This is a genomic window from Bacteroides acidifaciens (genome assembly GCF_903181435.1).
Lineage (GTDB): Bacteria > Bacteroidota > Bacteroidia > Bacteroidales > Bacteroidaceae > Bacteroides.
In genome coordinates this window covers 1,417,674-1,438,917 of sequence record NZ_CAEUHO010000001.1, presented here as the reverse complement: position 1 = coordinate 1,438,917, position 21,244 = coordinate 1,417,674, and the positions used below count along the sequence as shown (strand labels likewise).

At 42.1% G+C, this 21,244-nt stretch carries 18 protein-coding genes and 1 tRNA gene; 3 read left to right on the top strand and 16 right to left on the bottom strand.

What is annotated here, in order from left to right:
- Positions 1 to 10: 10 nt before the first annotated feature.
- From CLIN57ABFB40_RS05890 to CLIN57ABFB40_RS05870, 5 genes are all read right to left on the bottom strand, one after another.
- Positions 11 to 457 carry a YhcH/YjgK/YiaL family protein gene (locus CLIN57ABFB40_RS05890; protein WP_175629297.1) on the bottom strand — a complete coding sequence of 149 codons (447 nt, stop codon included), beginning with the start codon at positions 455 to 457 and terminating at the stop codon, positions 11 to 13.
- Positions 458 to 490: 33 nt separating this feature from the next.
- Positions 491 to 1,165 (bottom strand): DUF2461 domain-containing protein, encoded by a 675-nt coding sequence (locus CLIN57ABFB40_RS05885; RefSeq protein ID WP_175629296.1) that lies wholly within the window; start codon positions 1,163 to 1,165, stop codon positions 491 to 493.
- Between the two features lie 276 nt (positions 1,166 to 1,441).
- Positions 1,442 to 2,038, bottom strand: coding sequence for an aminotransferase class IV family protein (locus CLIN57ABFB40_RS05880; RefSeq protein WP_175629295.1), 597 nt, complete (start codon positions 2,036 to 2,038; stop codon positions 1,442 to 1,444).
- A complete protein-coding gene (locus CLIN57ABFB40_RS05875) occupies positions 2,022 to 3,029 on the bottom strand; it encodes an aminodeoxychorismate synthase component I (protein WP_175629294.1) in 1,008 nt (335 codons plus the stop codon). Before CLIN57ABFB40_RS05875 ends, CLIN57ABFB40_RS05880 begins: the two co-directional genes overlap by 17 nt.
- 124 nt (positions 3,030 to 3,153) lie before the next feature.
- Positions 3,154 to 3,888, bottom strand: coding sequence for a tetratricopeptide repeat protein (locus CLIN57ABFB40_RS05870; protein ID WP_175629293.1), 735 nt, complete (start codon positions 3,886 to 3,888; stop codon positions 3,154 to 3,156).
- A 286-nt stretch (positions 3,889 to 4,174) separates the two neighbouring features.
- Between CLIN57ABFB40_RS05870 and CLIN57ABFB40_RS05865 the strand changes: the two genes are divergently transcribed.
- A tRNA-Arg gene (locus tag CLIN57ABFB40_RS05865) sits at positions 4,175 to 4,248 on the top strand.
- Positions 4,249 to 4,362: 114 nt separating this feature from the next.
- Here the strand turns inward: CLIN57ABFB40_RS05865 and CLIN57ABFB40_RS05860 are convergent.
- Genes CLIN57ABFB40_RS05860 through CLIN57ABFB40_RS05850 form a run of 3 tightly spaced genes read right to left on the bottom strand, consistent with a single transcriptional unit; the run spans position 4,363 to position 10,936 of the window.
- Positions 4,363 to 5,817: an AbgT family transporter gene (locus CLIN57ABFB40_RS05860; RefSeq protein ID WP_175629292.1), complete on the bottom strand. Its 1,455-nt coding sequence runs from the start codon at positions 5,815 to 5,817 to the stop codon at positions 4,363 to 4,365.
- Positions 5,818 to 5,854: 37 nt separating this feature from the next.
- A complete protein-coding gene (locus CLIN57ABFB40_RS05855; protein ID WP_167965221.1) occupies positions 5,855 to 6,583 on the bottom strand; it encodes a DUF5932 domain-containing protein in 729 nt (242 codons plus the stop codon).
- A gap of 33 nt (positions 6,584 to 6,616) precedes the next feature.
- Positions 6,617 to 10,936, bottom strand: a complete 4,320-nt coding sequence (locus CLIN57ABFB40_RS05850; protein WP_175629291.1) for a DUF5113 domain-containing protein — start codon at positions 10,934 to 10,936, stop codon at positions 6,617 to 6,619.
- 180 nt (positions 10,937 to 11,116) lie between these two features.
- Between CLIN57ABFB40_RS05850 and CLIN57ABFB40_RS05845 the strand changes: the two genes are divergently transcribed.
- The gene (locus CLIN57ABFB40_RS05845; protein ID WP_175629290.1) at positions 11,117 to 12,055 is read left to right on the top strand and encodes a ribose-phosphate pyrophosphokinase; all 939 of its coding nucleotides are present in this window, start codon (positions 11,117 to 11,119) and stop codon (positions 12,053 to 12,055) included.
- A 91-nt stretch (positions 12,056 to 12,146) separates the two neighbouring features.
- Here CLIN57ABFB40_RS05845 and CLIN57ABFB40_RS05840 read toward each other — a convergent pair whose 3' ends face one another.
- The 8 genes from CLIN57ABFB40_RS05840 to CLIN57ABFB40_RS05805 all read right to left on the bottom strand — a co-directional run bounded on the left by CLIN57ABFB40_RS05840 (position 12,147) and on the right by CLIN57ABFB40_RS05805 (position 20,753).
- Positions 12,147 to 13,316 carry a phosphatidylinositol-4-phosphate 5-kinase gene (locus tag CLIN57ABFB40_RS05840; protein WP_175629289.1) on the bottom strand — a complete coding sequence of 390 codons (1,170 nt, stop codon included), beginning with the start codon at positions 13,314 to 13,316 and terminating at the stop codon, positions 12,147 to 12,149.
- Between the two features lie 85 nt (positions 13,317 to 13,401).
- Positions 13,402 to 14,685 carry a M16 family metallopeptidase gene (locus CLIN57ABFB40_RS05835; RefSeq protein WP_175629288.1) on the bottom strand — a complete coding sequence of 428 codons (1,284 nt, stop codon included), beginning with the start codon at positions 14,683 to 14,685 and terminating at the stop codon, positions 13,402 to 13,404.
- 4 nt (positions 14,686 to 14,689) lie between these two features.
- Positions 14,690 to 15,442 carry a 3-deoxy-manno-octulosonate cytidylyltransferase gene (gene kdsB / locus CLIN57ABFB40_RS05830; protein WP_175629287.1) on the bottom strand — a complete coding sequence of 251 codons (753 nt, stop codon included), beginning with the start codon at positions 15,440 to 15,442 and terminating at the stop codon, positions 14,690 to 14,692.
- Positions 15,443 to 15,450: 8 nt separating this feature from the next.
- On the bottom strand, positions 15,451 to 15,819 hold the full coding sequence (locus CLIN57ABFB40_RS05825; protein ID WP_175629286.1) for a 2-amino-4-hydroxy-6-hydroxymethyldihydropteridine diphosphokinase: 369 nt from the start codon (positions 15,817 to 15,819) through the stop codon (positions 15,451 to 15,453).
- A 15-nt stretch (positions 15,820 to 15,834) separates the two neighbouring features.
- The gene (locus CLIN57ABFB40_RS05820) at positions 15,835 to 18,159 is read right to left on the bottom strand and encodes a transglycosylase domain-containing protein (RefSeq protein ID WP_175629285.1); all 2,325 of its coding nucleotides are present in this window, start codon (positions 18,157 to 18,159) and stop codon (positions 15,835 to 15,837) included.
- A gap of 185 nt (positions 18,160 to 18,344) precedes the next feature.
- Positions 18,345 to 18,437: a smalltalk protein gene (locus CLIN57ABFB40_RS05815; RefSeq protein WP_159102156.1), complete on the bottom strand. Its 93-nt coding sequence runs from the start codon at positions 18,435 to 18,437 to the stop codon at positions 18,345 to 18,347.
- A 67-nt stretch (positions 18,438 to 18,504) separates the two neighbouring features.
- Positions 18,505 to 19,026: an HU family DNA-binding protein gene (locus CLIN57ABFB40_RS05810; RefSeq protein WP_175629284.1), complete on the bottom strand. Its 522-nt coding sequence runs from the start codon at positions 19,024 to 19,026 to the stop codon at positions 18,505 to 18,507.
- A 161-nt stretch (positions 19,027 to 19,187) separates the two neighbouring features.
- A complete protein-coding gene (locus CLIN57ABFB40_RS05805) occupies positions 19,188 to 20,753 on the bottom strand; it encodes an ATP-binding protein (protein ID WP_175629283.1) in 1,566 nt (521 codons plus the stop codon).
- 100 nt (positions 20,754 to 20,853) lie between these two features.
- On the opposite strand from CLIN57ABFB40_RS05805, the gene CLIN57ABFB40_RS05800 reads away from it, so the two are divergent.
- Entirely contained in the window at positions 20,854 to 21,051 is a 198-nt protein-coding gene (locus CLIN57ABFB40_RS05800) for a helix-turn-helix transcriptional regulator (protein WP_175629282.1), read from the top strand.
- The last annotated feature ends 193 nt before the right edge of the window (positions 21,052 to 21,244 follow it).

Sequence of the window (21,244 nt, the reverse complement as noted above, 5' to 3'; positions counted from 1 at the left end):
TGAATTTAGATTATGCTTTTACTTTTACGATTACTTTCTTCACACCATCCGGGGTAATGCCGGGAGCATGTCCGTCCTGAGGAAAGAAGATAGCAAACATTCCCGGTTTCACGGCAACGTAAGTTTCGGCTAATCCTTCAAAAAAAGTAATATCCTTTTCCACATTATAAGGAGCATCTGCGGGAACACAGTCCTTAGCAGCAGTATAACCCATAATTTCTGTTCCTGACAATGGAATCTGAATATCTATAAACTCATTATGTGTTTCCAATTTGGCTTCTTCTCTGGTCTTTGGCTTGGTTTGTGCAATATTCACCAGCAGATCTTTTCCTTTCAATTCTGTCTTACCGATTTCCATGGCTTGAAGGTCATGAGATTTCAGAAATTCAATAGCCTGTGCAAATAAAGGATTTAAAGACGCATATTTCTCCAGATTTTCTAAAGTATCTACTACCATATAAGTTCAATTTTAAAGTTTATATATTAGGTATTATTCAAAATCATCAATCGTGTAATTAATAAAATCAGCAAACCGCTTGAATTGGCGGAACACCTTATCTATCTGCTCCAATACATCCGGTTGGGTAAAGAAGTTATCGGGGACATTATAGGAACAGACATATTCCTTGCATTTCAGATAATCAATGTACTTGAAATCCTTCGGGAAACCTTTAGGAGCTGTTTTCAGGAAGTCTTCTCCAATCACTGGAAAATATTTCTTAAATTCCGGGTCTTCTACAATGGAAACAAACTCCTCGATATTATCATAAATAGATTGGCGGACAGCTTTCAATATATTGGAAGGCAAACAGAGGCTTCCTCCGGCAAGCATCGAACCGTCCGGTTGCAGATGCACATAGTATCCGCAATGGTCGGACTTCTTGCCCTTCGCATTGATATAACCGCCGAAATGTATCTTATAGGGTGTTTTATCCGTAGAGAAACGGGTATCCCGGTAAATACGATAGGTACAGTCTTTGGGTTGGATTCCCCGGACTGTTTCATCAAACAGAGAAATACGCGCAATCACTGTTGCCAAAAAATTGTCGAACTCAGCACGGGCTACCTCATATTCTGCCTTATGCTCATTAAACCACTCACGATTATTGTTCGCGGAAAGATCTTTTAAAAACTGAAAGATAACGGGTATGTTCATCTTTATCATTTTCTATTATTATCCTACAAACGTACAAATTTTATTTCATATAAACTACAAAAGGGAACAAAAGGGCATAAAAAAAGCATCGGCCTGGTAAACCGATGCTCTAACACATTTATCAAAAAAACAGACTCTTCTGTCTCTGACGTACTTTAGCTTTCACAAGTGGAGTACAATCTCTTTAATTAATCTTATATCTAATACTATGAAAAACACATAAATATAACAGTACAAAAGGGGCTTTTGTTCTGCACTTATCTGTATATTTCAGTTAATAATAGTTTATAGAATTAAATGTTTATCATCAACAGGCAGTATGATACGTCCCCAGTCAATCATTGCATTGAATAACATGATTTTAGAATATTCTCCCAAATGTGCCTGTGGAATATCTTTCTCTACAATAATCTTCTTGTCCAACAGCTCGGCGCGTTTTGTTCCCCGAAGCAACGGGCGAAAAGGAGTGCACCACATCTTCCCGTCATAGAGCGCCACGTTAGCAATAGAGGTGTCTGTCAAACAACCGTCTTTCACTATTAAAACATCATCCGCCATTTTCCTTTGGGCATACAAGGCATTCAAATTTTCCCGGTTCGTGCTTTTATACGTATAGTCGACAGAGTCAGCTACCACCAAGCGCAAAGAAGAAACGTCCCGCATCTGATAAGGCACATAGGTGATTTCTTCTATTTCTCTGCCATATACAACTCTGCATTTGTATATTCCTTCCAACGATTGCGGAGAAACTAACGTCCGCAAATCAATTGGAGCGCTGCCTTTCCAAAAGGTCGCACGCGTTCTATCAAAACGTTCTATATGATAGTCAAGATTATAAACCTTTCCATCCTCTATCCGGATGGTTTCAATAAATAGGCACATATACTTTTTGTTTCATTTCATTATATTCGCTTTCCGCATCACTTTGGCAGGTAATTCCACCGCCGCTTTTGAAATACATCTTTTCCCCTTCCTGCTCTACGAAACGTATCATAACAGCACTATCCAGATTTTCACCGTCAAAATATCCCATAATGCCTGTATAAAATCCCCTGTCATAGGTTTCTGCTTCCTGAATTATCTGCATTGTTTTTTTCTTCGGAGCCCCTGTTATAGACCCTGCGGGCAATAACTTAAAAATAATATCACCTAAGTGCGCCTGATAATCATTCGGCAGAGTTCCCTGAATTTCCGAACTTGTCTGAAGGATAGAGCCTTGGTTAGTCCGTAAAGTATCAATATATCGGTAGCGGGATACTGATACTTGATTGGCAACCATGCTTAGATCATTCCGTATCAAGTCTACAATAGTGGCATGTTCTGCCGCTTCTTTCGGATCATTTATCAGGAATTGGGCGGCATCAGGAATTGAAGCGTCGATAGTTCCTTTCATTGGGAAAGAGCAAATTCTTCCTTGATGGATTCTGACAAATATTTCAGGAGAAAATACCGTAAACGAATCTTTTAACCATAACTTATAGGTAGCTTTCGAACGGGAATAAATATCTTTCAGAGTGAGGTTGGTTTCTATCGGAGTGCGACAAGTCAAGTTTGTGAGAAAGCTGTTTCCTGCAAAAATATTTCTTTGAACGATATGAAATGAATGCCTATAAGCGTCAAAAGATTCGGGCAACGATTTCCAACGAATATGTTTTTCCTTATTATTGGGAAAAGAATCCTCATAGCTTTTATCTGATACCGGTTGATTGGTAAATCCATTCAGATTATAAAGCAATTCTGCAGAATCTACGGACGAAACATCTTCTACGTAAGAAGCGTCTTGTAGGTAATTTATAATAAAGATAAAAGGGCGACGAGATACTCCCAGCTCATTCATCTGCTTGACAGCCTGTTTCTTGGTATATAAATGCATAAAATCCTTCTGTGTTAGGAACGGCAAAAGTACACAAAAAAGTATGGATTAGAAAAAATGCAATAAAAAAGGGTTGCCAAATGTGTCTATCGGCAACCCTTCATACTTCTTTATAAAAATCTAATTACTTCATGGCAGCTTTCACTTGCGGAAGCATTTTCTTCACGTTTTCGTTTTCCGGTGATACTTTGGCAGCTTCTTCCAAATAATCTACTGCTTCTTTAAATCTGGCATCAGCTTTTTCTTTTTCTGCTGCATATTTATCAGCATCCGAATTTGCCAAAGGAGCGGCCTTTTTCAAAATATTAGCTCCGTCATTGTAGCAAAGAACTCCCAAGCTGTAAAGAGCATTCGTCTTATAAGACTTATGATTCAAAGGGATTACTTTTTTAAAGTTCTCTTCTGCTTCCTCAGCCTTACCTGCTTTCTGGGCAGCAAGTCCTGCTTTCAAGAAATGAAGGCCATAATTCTTTATCATTACCTTATTGTTCGGATCAACTTTCAATCCTTCTTCCAATGTAGCTACATATTCATCAGTCTTCTTCAATGCATCTAAAGCCGCCGCCTTACGAGCATATGCGTTTCCTATATTGAACTTCTTTTCGATGGCTATATCAAAATATGTAACCGCTTCAGCATACTTCTTTATTTCATCAGCAGCCATACCACAATAATAAGCCGTTGCTGAATCTTGATTATTAGTCTGCTTCAAATATTCACTGAATTTGGCATACGCTACGGGATAATTCTTTGCATTAAATGCATCATTTCCTTCTTTCTTAATTTGAATAGGATCGGTTTGCGCAAAAAGGTTAGTTACAGTAATACAAAATGCAAATAAAAAAATAAATTTCTTCATAACTTATATGTGTTTTTAGTTGTTTATTGTTCAAAAGTAAACCTTATAATACAAAAACACAACCCTATTTAAGTTTTTTGAGCTTTTTGAAAGCAATATAACGTTCGTTATTCTTCGTAAAAACAATGATTCGCTATCCATACATCTTATAATGCATAAACAGATGAAATATTATCCCTGCATAAATTACTGATTCATAGCCACAAAGAAAAATATAAATAAAAAAGTGACGAAAAGTTTTTGAAATTTCATAAAAAGCACTACCTTTGCATCCGCAAATAAGGATGGTTCCGTAGCTCAGCTGGATAGAGCAACGCCCTTCTAAGGCGTGGGTCAAGCGTTCGAATCGCTTCGGAATCACAGTTAACATCCGGTAACATTCATATGTTACCGGATTTTTCTTTTAAATAGCTGATATTAAACGTTTTAAAAATTCCGGCTGATAAAACCGGAACTTTGCAATCTCTCTTTGTATTATAAACCCACCGGTATTTTCAGCAAATACCAAACGATAAACAGTAACGTCCAGGCAAACAAGATAGCCAATGAATATCTCCAGGTATATTTAAGTAATGTGCCATACGTAATCTGCTTATCATACTGCCGCATATAAGTCAGCACCAAAGGCATATAAAATAAGAAAGGAGTAATGGCATTTGTCGAGCTATCTCCAATACGGAAAGCACATTGTGCTACGTCCGGCGAGATTCCCATCTGCGAAAACATCGGAATAAAGATGAAAGACATGAAAGCCCATTTGGAAGTGGCAGATACCATAATCAGATTGATAAATGCCGTAAACAGGATAAATAGGACCAAAGCTACCAATGGAGCCGGTTCAAAGGAAGAAAGCAACTCAGCACCCATTATGGCAAGACATTTGTCCAAATGAGAATACTCGAAACAGGCGAACATTTGAGCGGCAAAGAAAGCAATTACGAAATAGACGCCTAGAAGTTTCATGGGCTGCGTCAACCCTTCAATCACATCATTGTCTGTGCGATAGCGACCAGAACTGAAACCATACGCCATACCCGTGATACCTGCTCCCAAAGAGAGAAGAAACAAAATACCGGCAATGAACGGCGAATGCATCAAACCTCCATTCACACCCCGCAGAATTCCGTAAGAGGAAAAAGTAAGCCATAAAACAAGAGCTACATAAATAGCCGCTATGATGATAGAAATCATAATGGCACGTCTCTCTTTACGGGACAGGGGACGATAGGCTTCCACCTTCACACTTCCTTCATATTTACCCAATCTGGGAAGAAGCCATTTTTGAGTCACCCAGTAAACAATGGCAGTAATTACTATCGTAGAAGCACTCATGAAGAAGTAATTGCAAAGAGGTTCCGTATTCCCCTGATAGCCCGTTTGTGCCAACGCTGCCTCCTGTGTGGTATGAGCCAGCAACGGGTCCATCGTACTCAACACAATATTGGCACTATACCCGCAGGCAACGGAGACATAAGCCGTCACAATCCCCGCAATCGGATGAAGTCCCACCCACTGAAACAGCATAGCGGCAATAGGCAATAAGATAATATATCCACCGTCACCAATAGCATTCGACAATAATCCTAGAACAATCACCCACAAGATAATTTTCCTCTTCTCCTTGCGGTTGCCCACCCCCATACGGATACATGCATCAATAAAACCGGAGTGTTGGGCAACTCCCAATCCGAACATGGCAATAATCACCATGCCCAACGGAGCAAACCCTGTAAAGTTCTTGATAGCGTTCCTCAACCACCAGCGGATTCCTTCCGGACTCAGCAGGCTTTGTACACGAATATCTTCACCGGTCTGTGGCAATGTCACCTTCAATCCATAGATATCACATATCCATGAAAGAAAGACCACTGCCATTGTCAGTAGCATGAACATCGTTGCAGGATGGGGCATGCGCCATTTTGTCTTCATCGCTTTTCAGATTTGTTCTTCGTCAGTTTCCCTTTGTCTATTCCTCGTCGGCTTCCAAATTATCCAAATCAATAATGCGCAATTCCAAAGCACGAACAGCCAATCGGGTAGCATTCACTCCTACTCTTTCTCCATTTGGAAAGAGACGTCCGATAAGGTCGTTTTGCCTTTTTTCCAATGATTTCACACCAAAAGGCATACCTTTCAGGTTCGCAATCATCTCTTTCGTGTATCCCAATGCCAGATGGCGGAGAAAACGCTCGTCATATTCGTCGATATCATAGCTGATTACCGCTTCCTGACGCTTCGCATCATTGGCAACTGACTTTTTGAAACGCTCTACAATCTTTTCCAAAATCGGATAGTTGAAAACCAGTTTCTTACCGTCCATCACAGCCTGTACATCTGTTTTGGTCAGTAATTCTCCCGTCTTGAGGATAATTCCGTCGGCACCGGCATTCAGTACATCCACCCATAACTTTTCATTCAATATTTCACCAGTGAAAATCAGTACGTGGACATCCTTATAACGTTTGAATATATTCCGGCAAATATCCACCCCGATAGTAGTAGAACCACCCAGTCCCAAATCCAGCAATACCAAGTCAGGAAGCTGTGCCTCCATCAACGGCCAAAATTCACTCTCGGTCATGGCAGTGCCGATCACTTCCGCATTCGGTATTTCGTGACGGAATATCTCTTCCGTACCTTTCAACTCCAGTTTTACATCCTCTACAATAATAACTTTAAACTTCTGTTCTTCCATTTCCTTATCTAATAACTTTTATGTGTTTTCTTTTTATCTGCACGGAACAGTGAAATAAACCGTAAATCCTCCACCCGCAGCAGGCTCGGCATTAATACGGCATCCTCTGCGTCCCGCAAATTCGTCATGGTCACGGATAATCTGCTTGCATACCAAATATTCCGTACCCCACAATTCCCCTTTCTCACCGGAAGTCATGCGTGCCAAATTCGGGTAGAACAACTGATTCAATTCCTCTACACTCTTTTCACGTCTCGTATCCGTAAAGAGGAAACGAATATATCCATCATCCTTGCGAACCTGCAAACGCAATACGCCATCTTGACGAACCGTCAACGCTTCGTCAATCAGATTTTCTAATAGAAAACGCAACTGGTTCACGTCTCCTATCACCTTCGCTTCTATCGGTTCCATCTCCAGTTCTATCCTCTCCGTCCGGTTCTTCATTACCTTCCTGAAATATTTCCCGGCAGCATCAAAAAGTTCCTGCACCGGAATCACCGTACGCCGGAAAGTAACCTCTTCCAACTGACGGGAAGCGCACGAACTCAAGATAGTAAATATGCCCTTATAATATTCAATCAGTTCGGTCATAGTCTCCACTGCTTCGCGCTCTTCCTTTTCTGAAAGACTCAGCGTATTCAGTCGTCCTACAATCTGCTTGATTTTATTCGGATAATAAATCGTTTCATGTTTAATCGTAGACAGACAGTTGTCAAGCACCATATTCTGCACATGCAACATACTATCTTCCCAGGAAGCCCGACGCGTCTCTTCGTGTGCCGACTCAATATCCCTGTATTTCGTAGCCAGTTTCACTACCGCGTTAAATACCACAATAGCCACATAACGCGCAACCAGCTCAAAGAGCAAACGGTCAGTTTCCTGTTCCGAACCTTCCCGGCGCTCCAGAAACAATACGCCGACACATTGATGTTCCCCTCCAACTTCCACTTTCAATGGGATAGCCAAAAGATATTGTTCAACGAGATACTCACCGGAATCAAAACACAGTTGTACCATTTCCGGCATTTCCTGCCCGGGACGCGAAGCATATTCCAACCGATGCGTCGTTTCATTGTATACTGCGATTCCCATCCGGTCAATCGTCAGCAATTCATTCACAGAACCGAACGCTTCATCCACGATACGCTGCGGAATTTCTTTGAGCGTACTTTCCTCCCGTTGCAACGCTTCCGTATACTCCTGTTCCTGCGGCCTGACTAAAGATGCCGCGAATACTTTCTGATTAATTTCAAGCACCTGTTCAAGATTCAACCGGTTCTGCAAACGCTTCCGCATATACAGAAAATAATACCCGACCAAAGAAATAATCAACAAGACAAAACATAGGATAATCCCTACCGTCTTATTGGTATTCGAACGCTCCAACTGCCTGCAATATGCTTCCAGCGTCTGGTCTTCTCCCTGCAACTTATATAAATCCGTAAAAGCCGAATTATTATAACTGTATGCATCCAATTGTTTCAAAGCCAGAAAGGCAACCGCCGCTTCATTTCTTATATCTAGAATCACATGATAATCCGAATCAAACATTTCGTTCCACCAACTGACTTCAGCCGGTATTCCCGTACCAACGAGTTTCATATAGCGATGCGAACGTCCAGGACGCGCATATTTCTCATAATGCTCATTCAGCAACAACATGGCAGAGTCCACATATTGTAAAGCAAGCCCGTAATTTTCATCCACATTGGCAAAATACGCCGCATTGGCATAGTCCGAGGCAGCATCCAACAAATCCTCATAAGTAGAATCAGTGGCTACCACTATCGAATCTCCATCCTGCGACATGGGCTGAACCGGCCCATGCAGACAGGATACCATTCCCATAGGAAGCAACAGGCAAAGCAAAACACCAACCACCTTACGTACCCCCAAAGGCAAACGGAAATAAAAACGGCTTCCCTTCCCCAATTCACTTTCCACATCAAAGGTGCACACCCGGAACAGTTCATTCGTTTTCTTATATTTCTCAATGATTCCCTTACAGTTCATCAACCCGAAACCACTGCCTTTGTTTTCTTTCAATTCTTCAGGGTCTTCCGCATTCTTTATTCCAATCACACGCGAATCATATACTTTCTCACCAATGATACACGCCACATCTTCTTCCGAAATGCCCCTTCCGTTATCTTCCACGGAAATCTCGACATATGTATCCGTAGTATGTGCATAAACTTTAATCTTTCCTCCTTCCGGAGTATACTTACGGGCATTCTCCGCCAGCGTATTAATCATAAACAAAGTCAACGCCCGGTCTGCTTTCACCATGACGGCAGCCGGTTCAATCTCCAACGTCTGCTTTTTCATTTCAAAGGCACGCCGTCCTTTCCCCAGCAGTTCAAACAACTCGTCAAGACTGAACGTTTCAATATTCAGGCTCAACGTTCCTTGCTTCATCTTAATCCACAGAGCCAGAATATCGTTATATTCATTAATCGTAGTTACCAGTTCGTCAATATACTGATACTTCTCTTTCTTTATCTTTTCATCATCAATATATCCTTTTTCCGTAAGTTTATGCACTTCATTCAAAATACGGTCGATATAAGGATTGATGCCATTTACAATAGCCATACAAGCTTTCTTTATCAGATTCTGACGCTTATTTCCCGCAATATGCTGTTCGTAGATATACCGCTGCTTTTCCAACTGCATCCGTTCGTCGCTCAATGCTTCCACCATCTGCTCGTTGTCAACTGCCCAAATAATATAAGGCTCCAACACATGCACCAAAGCCTTTTCATCCCGATTCAGCCGATGCATAGGGACAAGCGCCGCTTTCCCCTCTTCGTCTTCAGGAATCTCCAGTCTCATCCTGCCTTTCCCGAACAACTGGTCTATCCCTTGTTGAATCAACGGAACATTCATCGGAATAGAAGAAGTAATATCGCGGCAAAGCCCGAGAATCTGTTGCAGGCGTTCTACGTCAATCTGATTCTTTATCTTGGAACGCTTATTGAAGAACCACCAAAGAATAACCACCAGCACCAATCCGGCAATCACCAAAGAAAGTACAAGCGTCATCTGCCGCGAACCGGCTTCCAATGAAACATAACGGCTCTCCAACTCCTTGTCCTGACGCGTAAAGTTCAGAATATCCAGATATATATTCCGATTGTAGTCAGATGCATACTTCATCCCCAGCCCTGCATACGACACGCTCAGTTGTTCCCGGATTCTTGAAATCCATTCGGGAACAGTCTTTACGTTCTCCTGCGTAATCCAAGGCACCCCGGTATAAGTCGTATCCCCTTCTGCAAACGTATATAGCTTATCCAATGTATCCGTTTCGTTATGATAATAAAGCATATGATGCCGGTTCACGCAATCCAATGCTTTCGTCAATGTATCCAGCGCTTCCGAATATCGCCCATGCGTATTCAGATATTTGCCGATAGACACATACGCTCCGGCAATCTGATATAAGTCATCATATTCACGGAACTTTTCAAGTGCAAGCTGTGCCAGCCGCAAAGGTAAAAGCGAATCTATCGGCAAGTCAAACTGGTCTAATGCATGTCCTCTCCTCGCCAGAAAAAAATCGAAGTTATTAGAAGAAATCATCAGGTTCGCAAGCCCTTGCAAACCATTTCCTTCAAAATAAGAATGATTACTCTGAACAGCCATCCGCCAGGTATAATAAAGATGGTCGAACTCACGGAGCTTTCTATCCTCCGGTTTATCAGCTTCCACCAAAGAAGCCGAACCTTTGAGATAATGATAATAGAGCAACTGATTAGTGTCCGCCAGTGCTTCATCTTCCGGAATCTGATTGAGTGAGGCAATCGCTTCCTGCCGTTGCTGGAGATAATAGTAATAAATGGAAGAAACAATGAAGAATTCCGTGAAAGCATAATCCAGACGGAGCTTCTCATGCCGGTCGGCAAACAAGTCACTCTCTTCACGAATACGCTTCATACGTTTCAGCGCACTATTCCGGTAGTCATAAAATTCTTTGTTCATTGCCGTCCGCTGGCAGATTTTCATCAGCCCGATGTCCGCAATCAAGAGTTCGAGTTCATTCTTGGTCAGTTTGTACACCTCTTTGTGCAAAGCTTCGGCACGGTCGAAATTCATGTTCATGTAAGCCCAGAATCCCAGGTTATTTGAAGCTTCGGCTTTCCCCGACTTATATAAGCTTACTTGACGATAAGCCTGCTCGGCATATTTATAAGAAGAATCAAGATTCCGGTAACGAAAAGCATATGCTTTCCCGTTCAGTGAGTCAATCAGACGCACCTCTTTGGTCGGCACCATATCAGTGCACGAGAAGAAAGAGGCGAACAGCACTACACTTATTATATATAAAGGAAAGCGTGAACTCATTTTATCATTGGATAATTAACAACGGATAATGGATATACTCCATTATTTATTGCAAATCTACAAATATTTCCGATAAGTTGGAGAGAAAAATATTTTTTATACAATAAGTCCTTCTAAATAATAAGAGAAATTCCTACCTTTGCAGGCAAATTAACAAATAGGTAAAACATCTATTACAAAATGAGCGAAAAAGCACCCTTTATGGTATTCTCGGGAACGAACTCGAGATATCTTGCAGAAAAAATCTGCGCAAGCCTGGATTGCCCTCTGGGAAATATGAACATTACCCATTTTGCCGATGGTGAATTTGCGGTTTCATATGAAGAGTCCATTCGTGGCGCACACGTATTCCTGGTTCAATCCACTTTCCCTAACTCAGACAACTTAATGGAACTTCTCCTGATGATTGACGCTGCAAAGCGCGCATCTGCAAAGAGCGTTGTAGCCGTAATCCCTTATTTCGGATGGGCCCGTCAGGACAGAAAAGACAAACCCCGTGTATCTATCGGAGCTAAGTTGGTAGCCGACCTGCTTTCTGTTGCAGGTATCGACCGACTGATTACCATGGACTTGCATGCAGACCAGATTCAGGGATTCTTCAATATCCCGGTAGACCACTTGTATGCATCAGCCGTATTCCTCCCCTACATCCAGTCATTGCAACTGGAAGACCTGGTGATTGCTACACCAGACGTAGGCGGTTCAAAACGTGCCAGCACTTTCTCCAAATACCTTGGTGTTCCATTGGTACTTTGCAACAAGTCACGTGAAAAAGCTAATGAAGTCGCTTCCATGCAAATCATTGGTGATGTGAAAGGTAAAAACGTTGTCTTGGTTGACGATATTGTAGACACCGCAGGAACAATCACCAAAGCTGCCAACATCATGATGGAAGCAGGTGCAGCATCCGTACGTGCCATTGCCAGTCACTGTGTGATGTCCGACCCGGCATCTTTCCGTGTACAGGAGTCCGGTCTGACTGAAATGGTGTTTACCGACAGTATCCCTTACACCAAGAAATGCGCGAAAGTAAAACAGTTGAGTATTGCTGATATGTTTGCAGAAACTATCAAACGCGTTATGAATAACGAATCTATCAGTTCACAATACATAATCTAAATTAAAAATTGAGAATTAAAAATTGAGAAATAAGAGCTAACGCCATGGCGTTGCATAGAATTTTTCAATTTTTAATTCTCAATTTCTCAATTTATTGAAGTCTTCCAAATTTATAGGTTCCTTTCTTGATAACCTTTCCGTCCTTATCAGTTTCCACGAAAGGACCATTCTTTTTTCCTTGTTTGAAGAAGCCCTCGAAACGGTTGCCATCTTTGTCGATTTGCACACCCTGCCCTTCTTCCAGTCCATCAACGAAGCCACCTTTATATTGCATCCCCGCAACAGTCTTCAAAGTACCTTGCCCGTTCGGACGGTTATCTTTCCAATCACCTTCGTAAACGTCACCATTGCTCCATTTGTAGACACCCTTTCCGTCACGTTTATTATTCTTCCAGTCACCTTCATACACAGCACCATTCGACCAAGTAAAAGTACCTCTACCATCTTGCATGCCATCTTTGAAGTTTCCTACATATTTATCACCATTAGCATGATAGTAAACACCTGCGCCGGTACGTTCGCCCAAGAGATAAGAACCTTCATAGCGGTCGCCCGTGTGGAAGAAGTAGGTACCTTTACCATGTTGAATATCATCCGCCCAGTCTCCTTCATATTTATCACCGTTGGTATATTCAAATACCCCTTTGCCGTGGCGTACATCATCCTTCCAGTCACCGTCATACTTACAGCCATCATCCCAGTTCATGGTACCTTTGCCGTTTTTCTTGTCGTTCTTCCAGTGACCGTTATATTTAGCGCCGTTCGCCCAGGTATAAGTACCTTTGCCTTCACGCTTGTCATTCACCCAGTTGCCTACATACAAGTCGCCGTTGTGATAATACATTGTCCCTTCACCATGTTGATAGTCCTGAAACCACATACCGTCATAACGGTTATTATTCATAAAATAATAAATACCTTTTCCATGCTGCTGGTCTTGAAACCATTGCCCTTCATACTTTTCTCCATCGGGAAACATATAAATACCGTATCCTTCACGTTTCCCCTTCACGTATTCTCCTTCGTAGACATCACCGTTTTTAAAGACCGTCTTTCCTTTTCCATTCGGTTTACGTCCCTTCATTTCACCTGTATAGACGCTACCATCCTTAAAAGTATAGTTACCAATCTTTATTTCAGTAGAGAATGTATCTTTGATTTTTCCGAAAAATCCGCCTTTTTTTCCTTCATTTTCTTGTGCCATTGCTCCCGCTTGTGAAAGGAGAGCCAATAAAAGTGTAGTATATAGATATTTCCTCATTTATTTTAGTAGTTACTCTTTTTAGATTTACAATTTGGACAAAGATACAATTTCTCTCTTATAAATTCCCCTACCGGAAAACAAATTATGCCAACTTTTTACCTGCGATGACCTCTTTTAATGTCTCTTTGCACAAATAACGCTGTGCCAAATCCTGTATCTCCGCAGGTGTAACCTCATTCACAGCATGCAGGGAACGCGAGAAATAGTCGTCCGTCAAACCGGAAGTAGCAATAAAGATCCATGCATCCGAAAGAGAGAAAGGCGACTCGTAGCTACGGCACATCTCACCTAGCATATAATTGCGTACCATCGTCAATTCCTCAACCGACACAAGTTCATGATGCAACCGGTCTATTTCGTGATACACTTCCTGTATCAACGGCTCCACATATTCATTATCCGTTTCCGTCGAAACAACCAGCACACCACTATCAGGATAGAACATGATACCTGCCGAAATTCCATAGGTATATCCTTTTTCTTCGCGGATATTAGACATCAGGCGGCTACCGAAATAGCCACCGAACAAAGTCATCAATACCCGCAACTTCGGATAATCCGGATGTTCACGAGTGATGGTGGTACATCCCATTTTTACGGCACTCTGCATAGCATCCTCACGTTCCGTAAAAATCCTCTTTTCAGAAACGGCAGCAAAAGGAAAACTTACTTTCGGCATCTGTAATTGATGTTGTCCGAAGGGCACTCCGAAAGTATCCGCCACTCGCCGGATAGTATCTTCCGTTACCTTGCCAGACAAGAATATAGAGCAATTGCCCGAATGGTAATGCCGCTCATAGAAATCGCGAAGCACATCCGGGGTGATGGCATGGTAATCTTCTTCCATTACTATCTTTCCGCATGGATGCTGTTCCCCGTAAAGAGACTTCAGCAGACTCCGATTCGCAAGGAAGTCAACTTTGGAAGTATTGACCAGATATTGTTGGATATTCGTATCCAGGATAGTCCGCAGTTCTTTTTCCGGGAAAAGCGGTTCTTTAATCATAGACTCCACCACCTCTAATGTCTTCGCCAAATACTTATTCAGCGAATAGACAGTGATATAAGCATATTCCGAAGCACTGGACAGTTCAAGCCACGAACCATAATAATCCAAATTTTCAGCAATGGTAGCCGCTGTATATTTCGCAGTACCCTCGCGAAGCATCCGGTTGGCAAACAAGGCTTGCAGCTTCTGCGACTGCTGCCATCGCCCCCCGGCAAAAAGTATATCCATACGTACCACATCCTGCTCACCGGCATTGATGACAGTCAGCGGAATACCATTCGGCAAAGTAGTCCGGACAGGAGCAAGTATCTGAAAGTTTTTCAGGGTTTGTATTTCAGGTTGTATCGTGCGGTCCATAAGATTATCCTCTACTCTTCAAAAATTCCTCTGCACGTTCCAAGTCCTGAGGGGTGTCAATCCCAATCGTTTCCACTTCGCTGATACCTACTTTTATCTTATATCCGTTTTCCAGCCAACGAAGCTGTTCCAACGATTCGGCCACTTCAAGAGAAGATTGCGGAAGAGCGGTAATCTCTTTCAGCACTTCCGTACGATAAGCATACAAGCCGATATGTTTATAATAGGTATGCCCTTTCAACCAATCCTGTTTTTCGGCATTACGCTGAAAAGGGATAATAGAACGGCTGAAGTAAAGCGCGTTCCAGTTTGTATTGACTACCACTTTCGGAGAATTTACATTCTCAAGTACCGCAAACGGCTCGTCAGCAGTGAAAGGTTTCACCAGTGTAGCTATTTGCGTAGTCGGATCTTCAAAACAAGCCTTTACAGCATTCAATTGCGAAGGTTGGATAAAAGGCTCGTCACCCTGTATATTAACAACGACATCGAAATCACCGCCAATCTTGGTACAAGCTTCATAACAACGGTCCGTACCACTTTTATGATGAACAGAAGTCATTACCACCTTCCCCCCGAAAGCCTTGACAGCCGCTTCAATCCGTTCGTCATCGGTAGCTACATAGGCGTCATCCAAGACACCCGCTACTTGTTCATATACACGTTGTATCACAGTCTTTCCGCCCAGGATAGCCAACGGTTTCGCAGGGAAACGCGTGGATGCATAACGGGCAGGTATTATTCCGAGAAATTTCATATCTGAATCTATTTTAATTCTTCTAACCCCTTCATGATATACTCCCTTTTCAAGTCTTCAGGCTTCAACACCCGGTCGTCAAAAGTAAGCAAATCAATATCCAGGCAAATTTTTTCTTCTTTCTTGTCTCCCGGACGACGGCCGGCAGACTGTTCGATGGCTTTCAACTCCTTCCTTACTTTCTCTTCCTCTGCTTCAGAAAAGAACTGTGCTACCTGATTGGAAAATAATGCCGGACTTCTGAAAAACAAAGGTTGTGTTTCCTGTTCCGACGTGAAACGGATAGAAGGAAACAAATCCGCCAACTTCTGCCGGGCAAAAAACAAATTCTCCTTCCGGTTGTAATTACTTCCAATGCAGATGACACACTTATGCATGGTTGGAGAGGAAGATTAGTTAAACAAATCGTCCAACCCTATCTCTTCCACTTCTCCATCCGGTGTTTCCGAACCGGCGCAAGGGTCAAATCCCTCAGGAAGTTTAAATCTTTCTTGTTGGTCGTATCCCAAAGTCGGGTCATCATATACTTTCTTCATATAGATTGCCCAGATAGGCAATGCGGCAGCAGCTCCCTGACCATATGTCATTCTACCGAAGTGAATGTCGCGTTCGTCACCTCCTACCCAGCAACCGGATACCAACGAAGGTGTGAATCCCATAAACCAAGCATCGGAGTTTTCATTGGTCGTACCTGTCTTTCCACCCATATCAGCAGTGATACCGTAACGGCGCACACGTCCACCCGTTCCTTCATTGATAACGGCACGAAGCATAACAAGCATTTTATATGTACTCGAAACACTGATTACCTCTTCCATCTGCGGTGCAAATGTAGAAATCACATTACCGTCACTGTCTTCGATACGAGTCACAAATAACGGAGCTACACGAATACCCTTATTAGCGAAAGCAGTATAAGCACTCACCATTTCGCCGACAGAAATTTCACAAGGTCCCAGACAAAGTGAAACAACCGGGTCGATAGCCTTATTGCGTACACCGAAACTATGAATCAATTTCACCAAATTATATGGATTCAGTTTGCCCATCAGATAAGCGGAAATCCAGTTGTCGGAGTTAGCCAACCCCCATTTCAAAGTTACCATTTCTCCATAACGCTTGTTGCTGGCATTACGTGGTGACCATGGTTCTCCCGTCTCTGTAATCAGCGTCTGCTCAACGTGGCGTACTTGGTCGCAAGGAGAGAAATTATTTTCCATAGCCAGCGTGTACAAGTATGGTTTGATAGTAGATCCCACCTGGCGGCGTCCTACCATAGCCATGTCATATTGGAAATACACATAATTCGGTCCGCCCACATAAGCCTTCACATGTCCGTTCATCGGATCCATCGACATGAATCCTGTACGCAGGAAAGACTTATAATAACGGATAGAATCCATCGGGCTCATAATCGTATCCTTATCCCCTTTCCATGAAAAGACAGTCATTTCTTCCGGCTTGTCGAATGCTTTCCGGATCTCTTGTTCCGAAGCTCCCGCTTCTTTCATCAAACGGTAACGCTCAGTCTGCTTCATTGCCTTAGTCAGCAACTCTTCCACCCGTTTCTCCGACAATGACCTTGCATAAGGAGCATTCTTGCTTCCCTCTTTTTCCTTGAAGAATACCGGTTGCAGATAATCCCCCAAATGCTCTTTTACAGCATCCTCAGCATACTGCTGCATACGTGAATTTATGGTAGTATAAATCTTCAGACCGTCAGTGTAGATATTATAATTCGTTCCGTCTTTCTTCTTGTTTTTCGCACACCAGCCGTACAGCGGATTCGTTTCCCAAGAAAGAGAATCCTCGTAGTATTTCTGCATTTGCCAACCGCGATAATCACTCTTCACCGGCTTCGGGGCAGTCATTACACCACGGAGATATTCGCGGAAGTAAGTAGCCAAACCCTCTTTATGGTCTACACGGTTATAAGTCAACTTCAACGGAAAAGCCTGTAAGGAATCACGTTCAGCTTCCGTGATATATCCAGCTTTGCGCATCTGTTCGAGCACCACATTACGACGTCCGCGAGAACGTTCGTTGAAGCGCACCGGATTATATAGCGACGGATTTTTGCACATGCCTACCAAAGTTGCCGCCTCTTCCAGTTTCAAATCCTTCGGTTCGCAACCAAAGTAAGTGTGTGCAGCCGTCTTGATACCGACAGCATTATTCAGGAAATCAAACTTATTGAGATACATACTCAGAATTTCCTCTTTAGTGTAGTAGCGTTCAAGCTTCACAGCAATCACCCATTCAATCGGTTTCTGGAAAAGACGCTGTAGAGTGTTTCTGGCAACATTTTCCGTAAACAACTGCTTGGCAAGCTGTTGAGACAGCGTACTACCCCCACCCGCATTTTTCTGGAACATCAAACCACGTTTTACAAATGCACGGAACAATGCTTTGGCATCAATGCCCGAATGTTCGACAAAACGAACATCTTCCGTAGCAATCAATGCATTAATTATATTGGGCGACAGTTCCTTATAAGCAGTATATACGCGATTTTCCTTACTGTACGACCAAGTCCCCAGCACTTTGTCATCCTCAGAGAAAATCTCTGTCGCAAACTTATAACTCGGATTCTCCAACTCCTCGACAGGCGGCATATATCCTATCCAACCTTTCGAGATGGAAACAAATATAGCGACCACAGCCACTACTCCAATTGCCAATAAAATCCAAAGAGCTTTTATTATTTTTCGAATCATGTTTTTTCTAACTTAAAAACGCATTAAATTAATACGCAAAGGTAGATAAAATCCAGTATTCAGCCAACGAGTTTGATTATTATTTCAGATTTGTTAAATACCACATCCCTCTAAAACGCAAAACAGGCGGGATTTTTCCCGCCTGTCCATTCATACCTAAATATATCTTAACTACAAGATACCCACTACATCGCTGCCGCCTGTACACCAATCACTCCGGCAATCGCACCAGCAACAGCAATAATCACTTTCAAAATCATACTCCAAGTTCTTTTCATAGACATTCTACTTTTAAAATTAAACATAAACAAACTACCAGACAGCCAATTCTGAGCTGTCAATTAATCAAGCGGCCGGGTCAGGCGTTTCTCCGTCATCTCCCCCATCGTCGCCGCCACCTTCATCACCACCGTCATCCGGACCTTCCGGTGCTACAGTAACACTGATTTTCTTTAGATATTCATCCAGACTGATCAGGTCCAACTTCTCATCTGCCCGCGTTGCAGTTTTTGTGACACGCAGCTCCTTGTTCGCCTGGAAAAAGATACGAACACTCTCCACACTTTTAGCAGTGATATCCTTCGCCTGCTCCGCACCTTTCGAACGGGCAGCCAACATAAACACTCCTAAACCTTCGATATTCACCGATTTACCTTCCAGCAACTGCTCCTTCATCTTATCCACGAAGTTCTGAATCACACTCTTGATATCACCGACAGAAAGAGAAGAACGATCCTTCATCTTCTCTGCAAGATATCTCAAATTGACAGACTGACCTAAAGTAATCAGATGCGGATAAAATCTCTTGGGAGAATTAGGGACACGCGGATCTGTCGGTCGCGTAATGACTTTGTAAATTACACTCATGCTACGTTTTTTTAAAGATTCAAATTCAAGTTATTTATTCACATTTCGTTGATCAACGGTGCAAAGGTGCGGCTTTTATCTCACATAGAAAAGAAAAAAGCCCCTTGCGGAGCTCTTTTTATTCGATCAAGTGCATAATAGATTATTAATCAGTAATATAATCAGACATTTAAAATCTTCCAATCTCCTATTGTACAACGTTCACTATCAAAGTTGACAGCCACCTTCACAATAGGTAATCCGCACAAAGCAAAACGTTCCGGATAATTCTTCAAGTCAATCTGTTCCATTGCCATATCCGCATCCTTATCCAACTTCAACTCCATAACATATAGCGTAGTCTTTGTACGTAGCACCATATCCACCCGCCCACGAGGAGTACGAACTTCCACGTCTACATAATAACCTATTAAGCTGAATATAATATAAAACATCTGCTGATAATGCCCCTCATATTTTGTGTTATCACACTGAGGTATCGTAGACAAGAATGTTTGCAAACGACGTAAAGCAGCATCCATATCACCATTACGAATATCACGGGAGAGATAAGCCACCATAGTCGTGGTTTCCGGAGCTTTACTGCCGACATAATGCGGAAGAAGACTTTTCATCAAGCCTATTCTCACTTCCTTATTGGGGATATCCAATGTGTATAAGTCCAATTCCTTATCAAAATCCTTTATTGTGATATAGCCACTTTGATATAATAACGGGATAATACTTGTCATCCTTTCCGTTGGTGCGTCAAAATCCTCAACCGCAACCATTTTTATCCCAATTTCGGAAGGTCCTACACCATATTTATCCAGCATCTTTACCAAATATGTAGGCGTTCCGCTACCAAACCAATAAGAACCAATCTTACCTTTTTCCATAGCTGTAAGCAAACTGAATGGATTGTACATATCCGGTGACGGATAAGTAAAATGATACCCATCATAATTTTCTTTCAACTTCATCAAGGCCACCTCTGGTGTAACCTCCAAATTCTTCGCCAACTCATCCACATCCTCTTTCATTTGAGAATATATCTCATCCTCGCTAATCCCACAAATGGCAGCATAAGGCTCATCCATACTGATATTCTCAAGATTGTTCAGTTCACTAAAAATACTAAGTTGAGAGAATTTGGTTATACCAGTCAGAAACACATATCGCAAATAAGGATCACAAGCTTTCAATGGACTATAGAAATTGCGCATTATATTACGCAATGCATCAAGATTTTCCCGTTCGTGTACCACGTCTAGTAGAGGTGCATCATATTCGTCAATGAGTACAACCACTTTTTTGCCTGTCTGCTCGTAAGCACGTTTTATCAACCCCATCAAACGTTGATTGGGATTAACTTCCTCATCCAACCGTCCGTAAATCTGCTCATATTCAAACAGTTTCAGATTTAATTCTTGCAACAGTTGCTCCTTATCCGCATGCTTGGCAGTGCTCATATCAAAATGCAGTACCGGAAACTCTATCCATTCTTTCTCCAAATTTTCTATAGCCAGCCCATTAAAAAGTTCCTTACGACCGGAGAAATAACTATGCAACGTAGAAGTGAGCAATGATTTACCAAAACGCCGCGGACGGCTCAAGAACATATAACTAGAAGCTGAATGAGTCATCTGGTAAACATACTCCGTCTTATCAATATAAAGGTAATTACCCTCACGTATTTTCGAAAATGTCTGAATCCCGATAGGATATAATCTTTGCAAGTCTTCCATATCAATCATATTTTTCACAAAGCTACTAAAAATTATTCATCACACCATTCGTTGCTCTATAAAAAATATATCAACCATCTTCACAGACAGTTGATATATCATGCAAACACATAATGCCCAAATACTCCTCGAAGCCCGAAAAAATGCACGTCTTACGCAGTCAGAACTTGCTAAGCGCATTGGGGCTGACAAAGGATATATTTCAAGGGTTGAACGCGGGTTAACTGTTCCTAGCGTTGCTACATTATATAAAATAGCTTCTGCCATGGGAATGACTGTGGAGCTACGTCCTGCATGAGTATATGTGTAGTACATTAAGCAATTTGTTTTATAAATTGTTTGATGAATGTACTGATGATACCGCACAAATGGAAAGAAATACAGAAAGAATGACACTGATACAAATACATAGATATTTACATCACTGATTATCAGTGACCATTCATTTTAATCGGTACAACCTCTGTTTTGACAAATACACAGAATGTAGG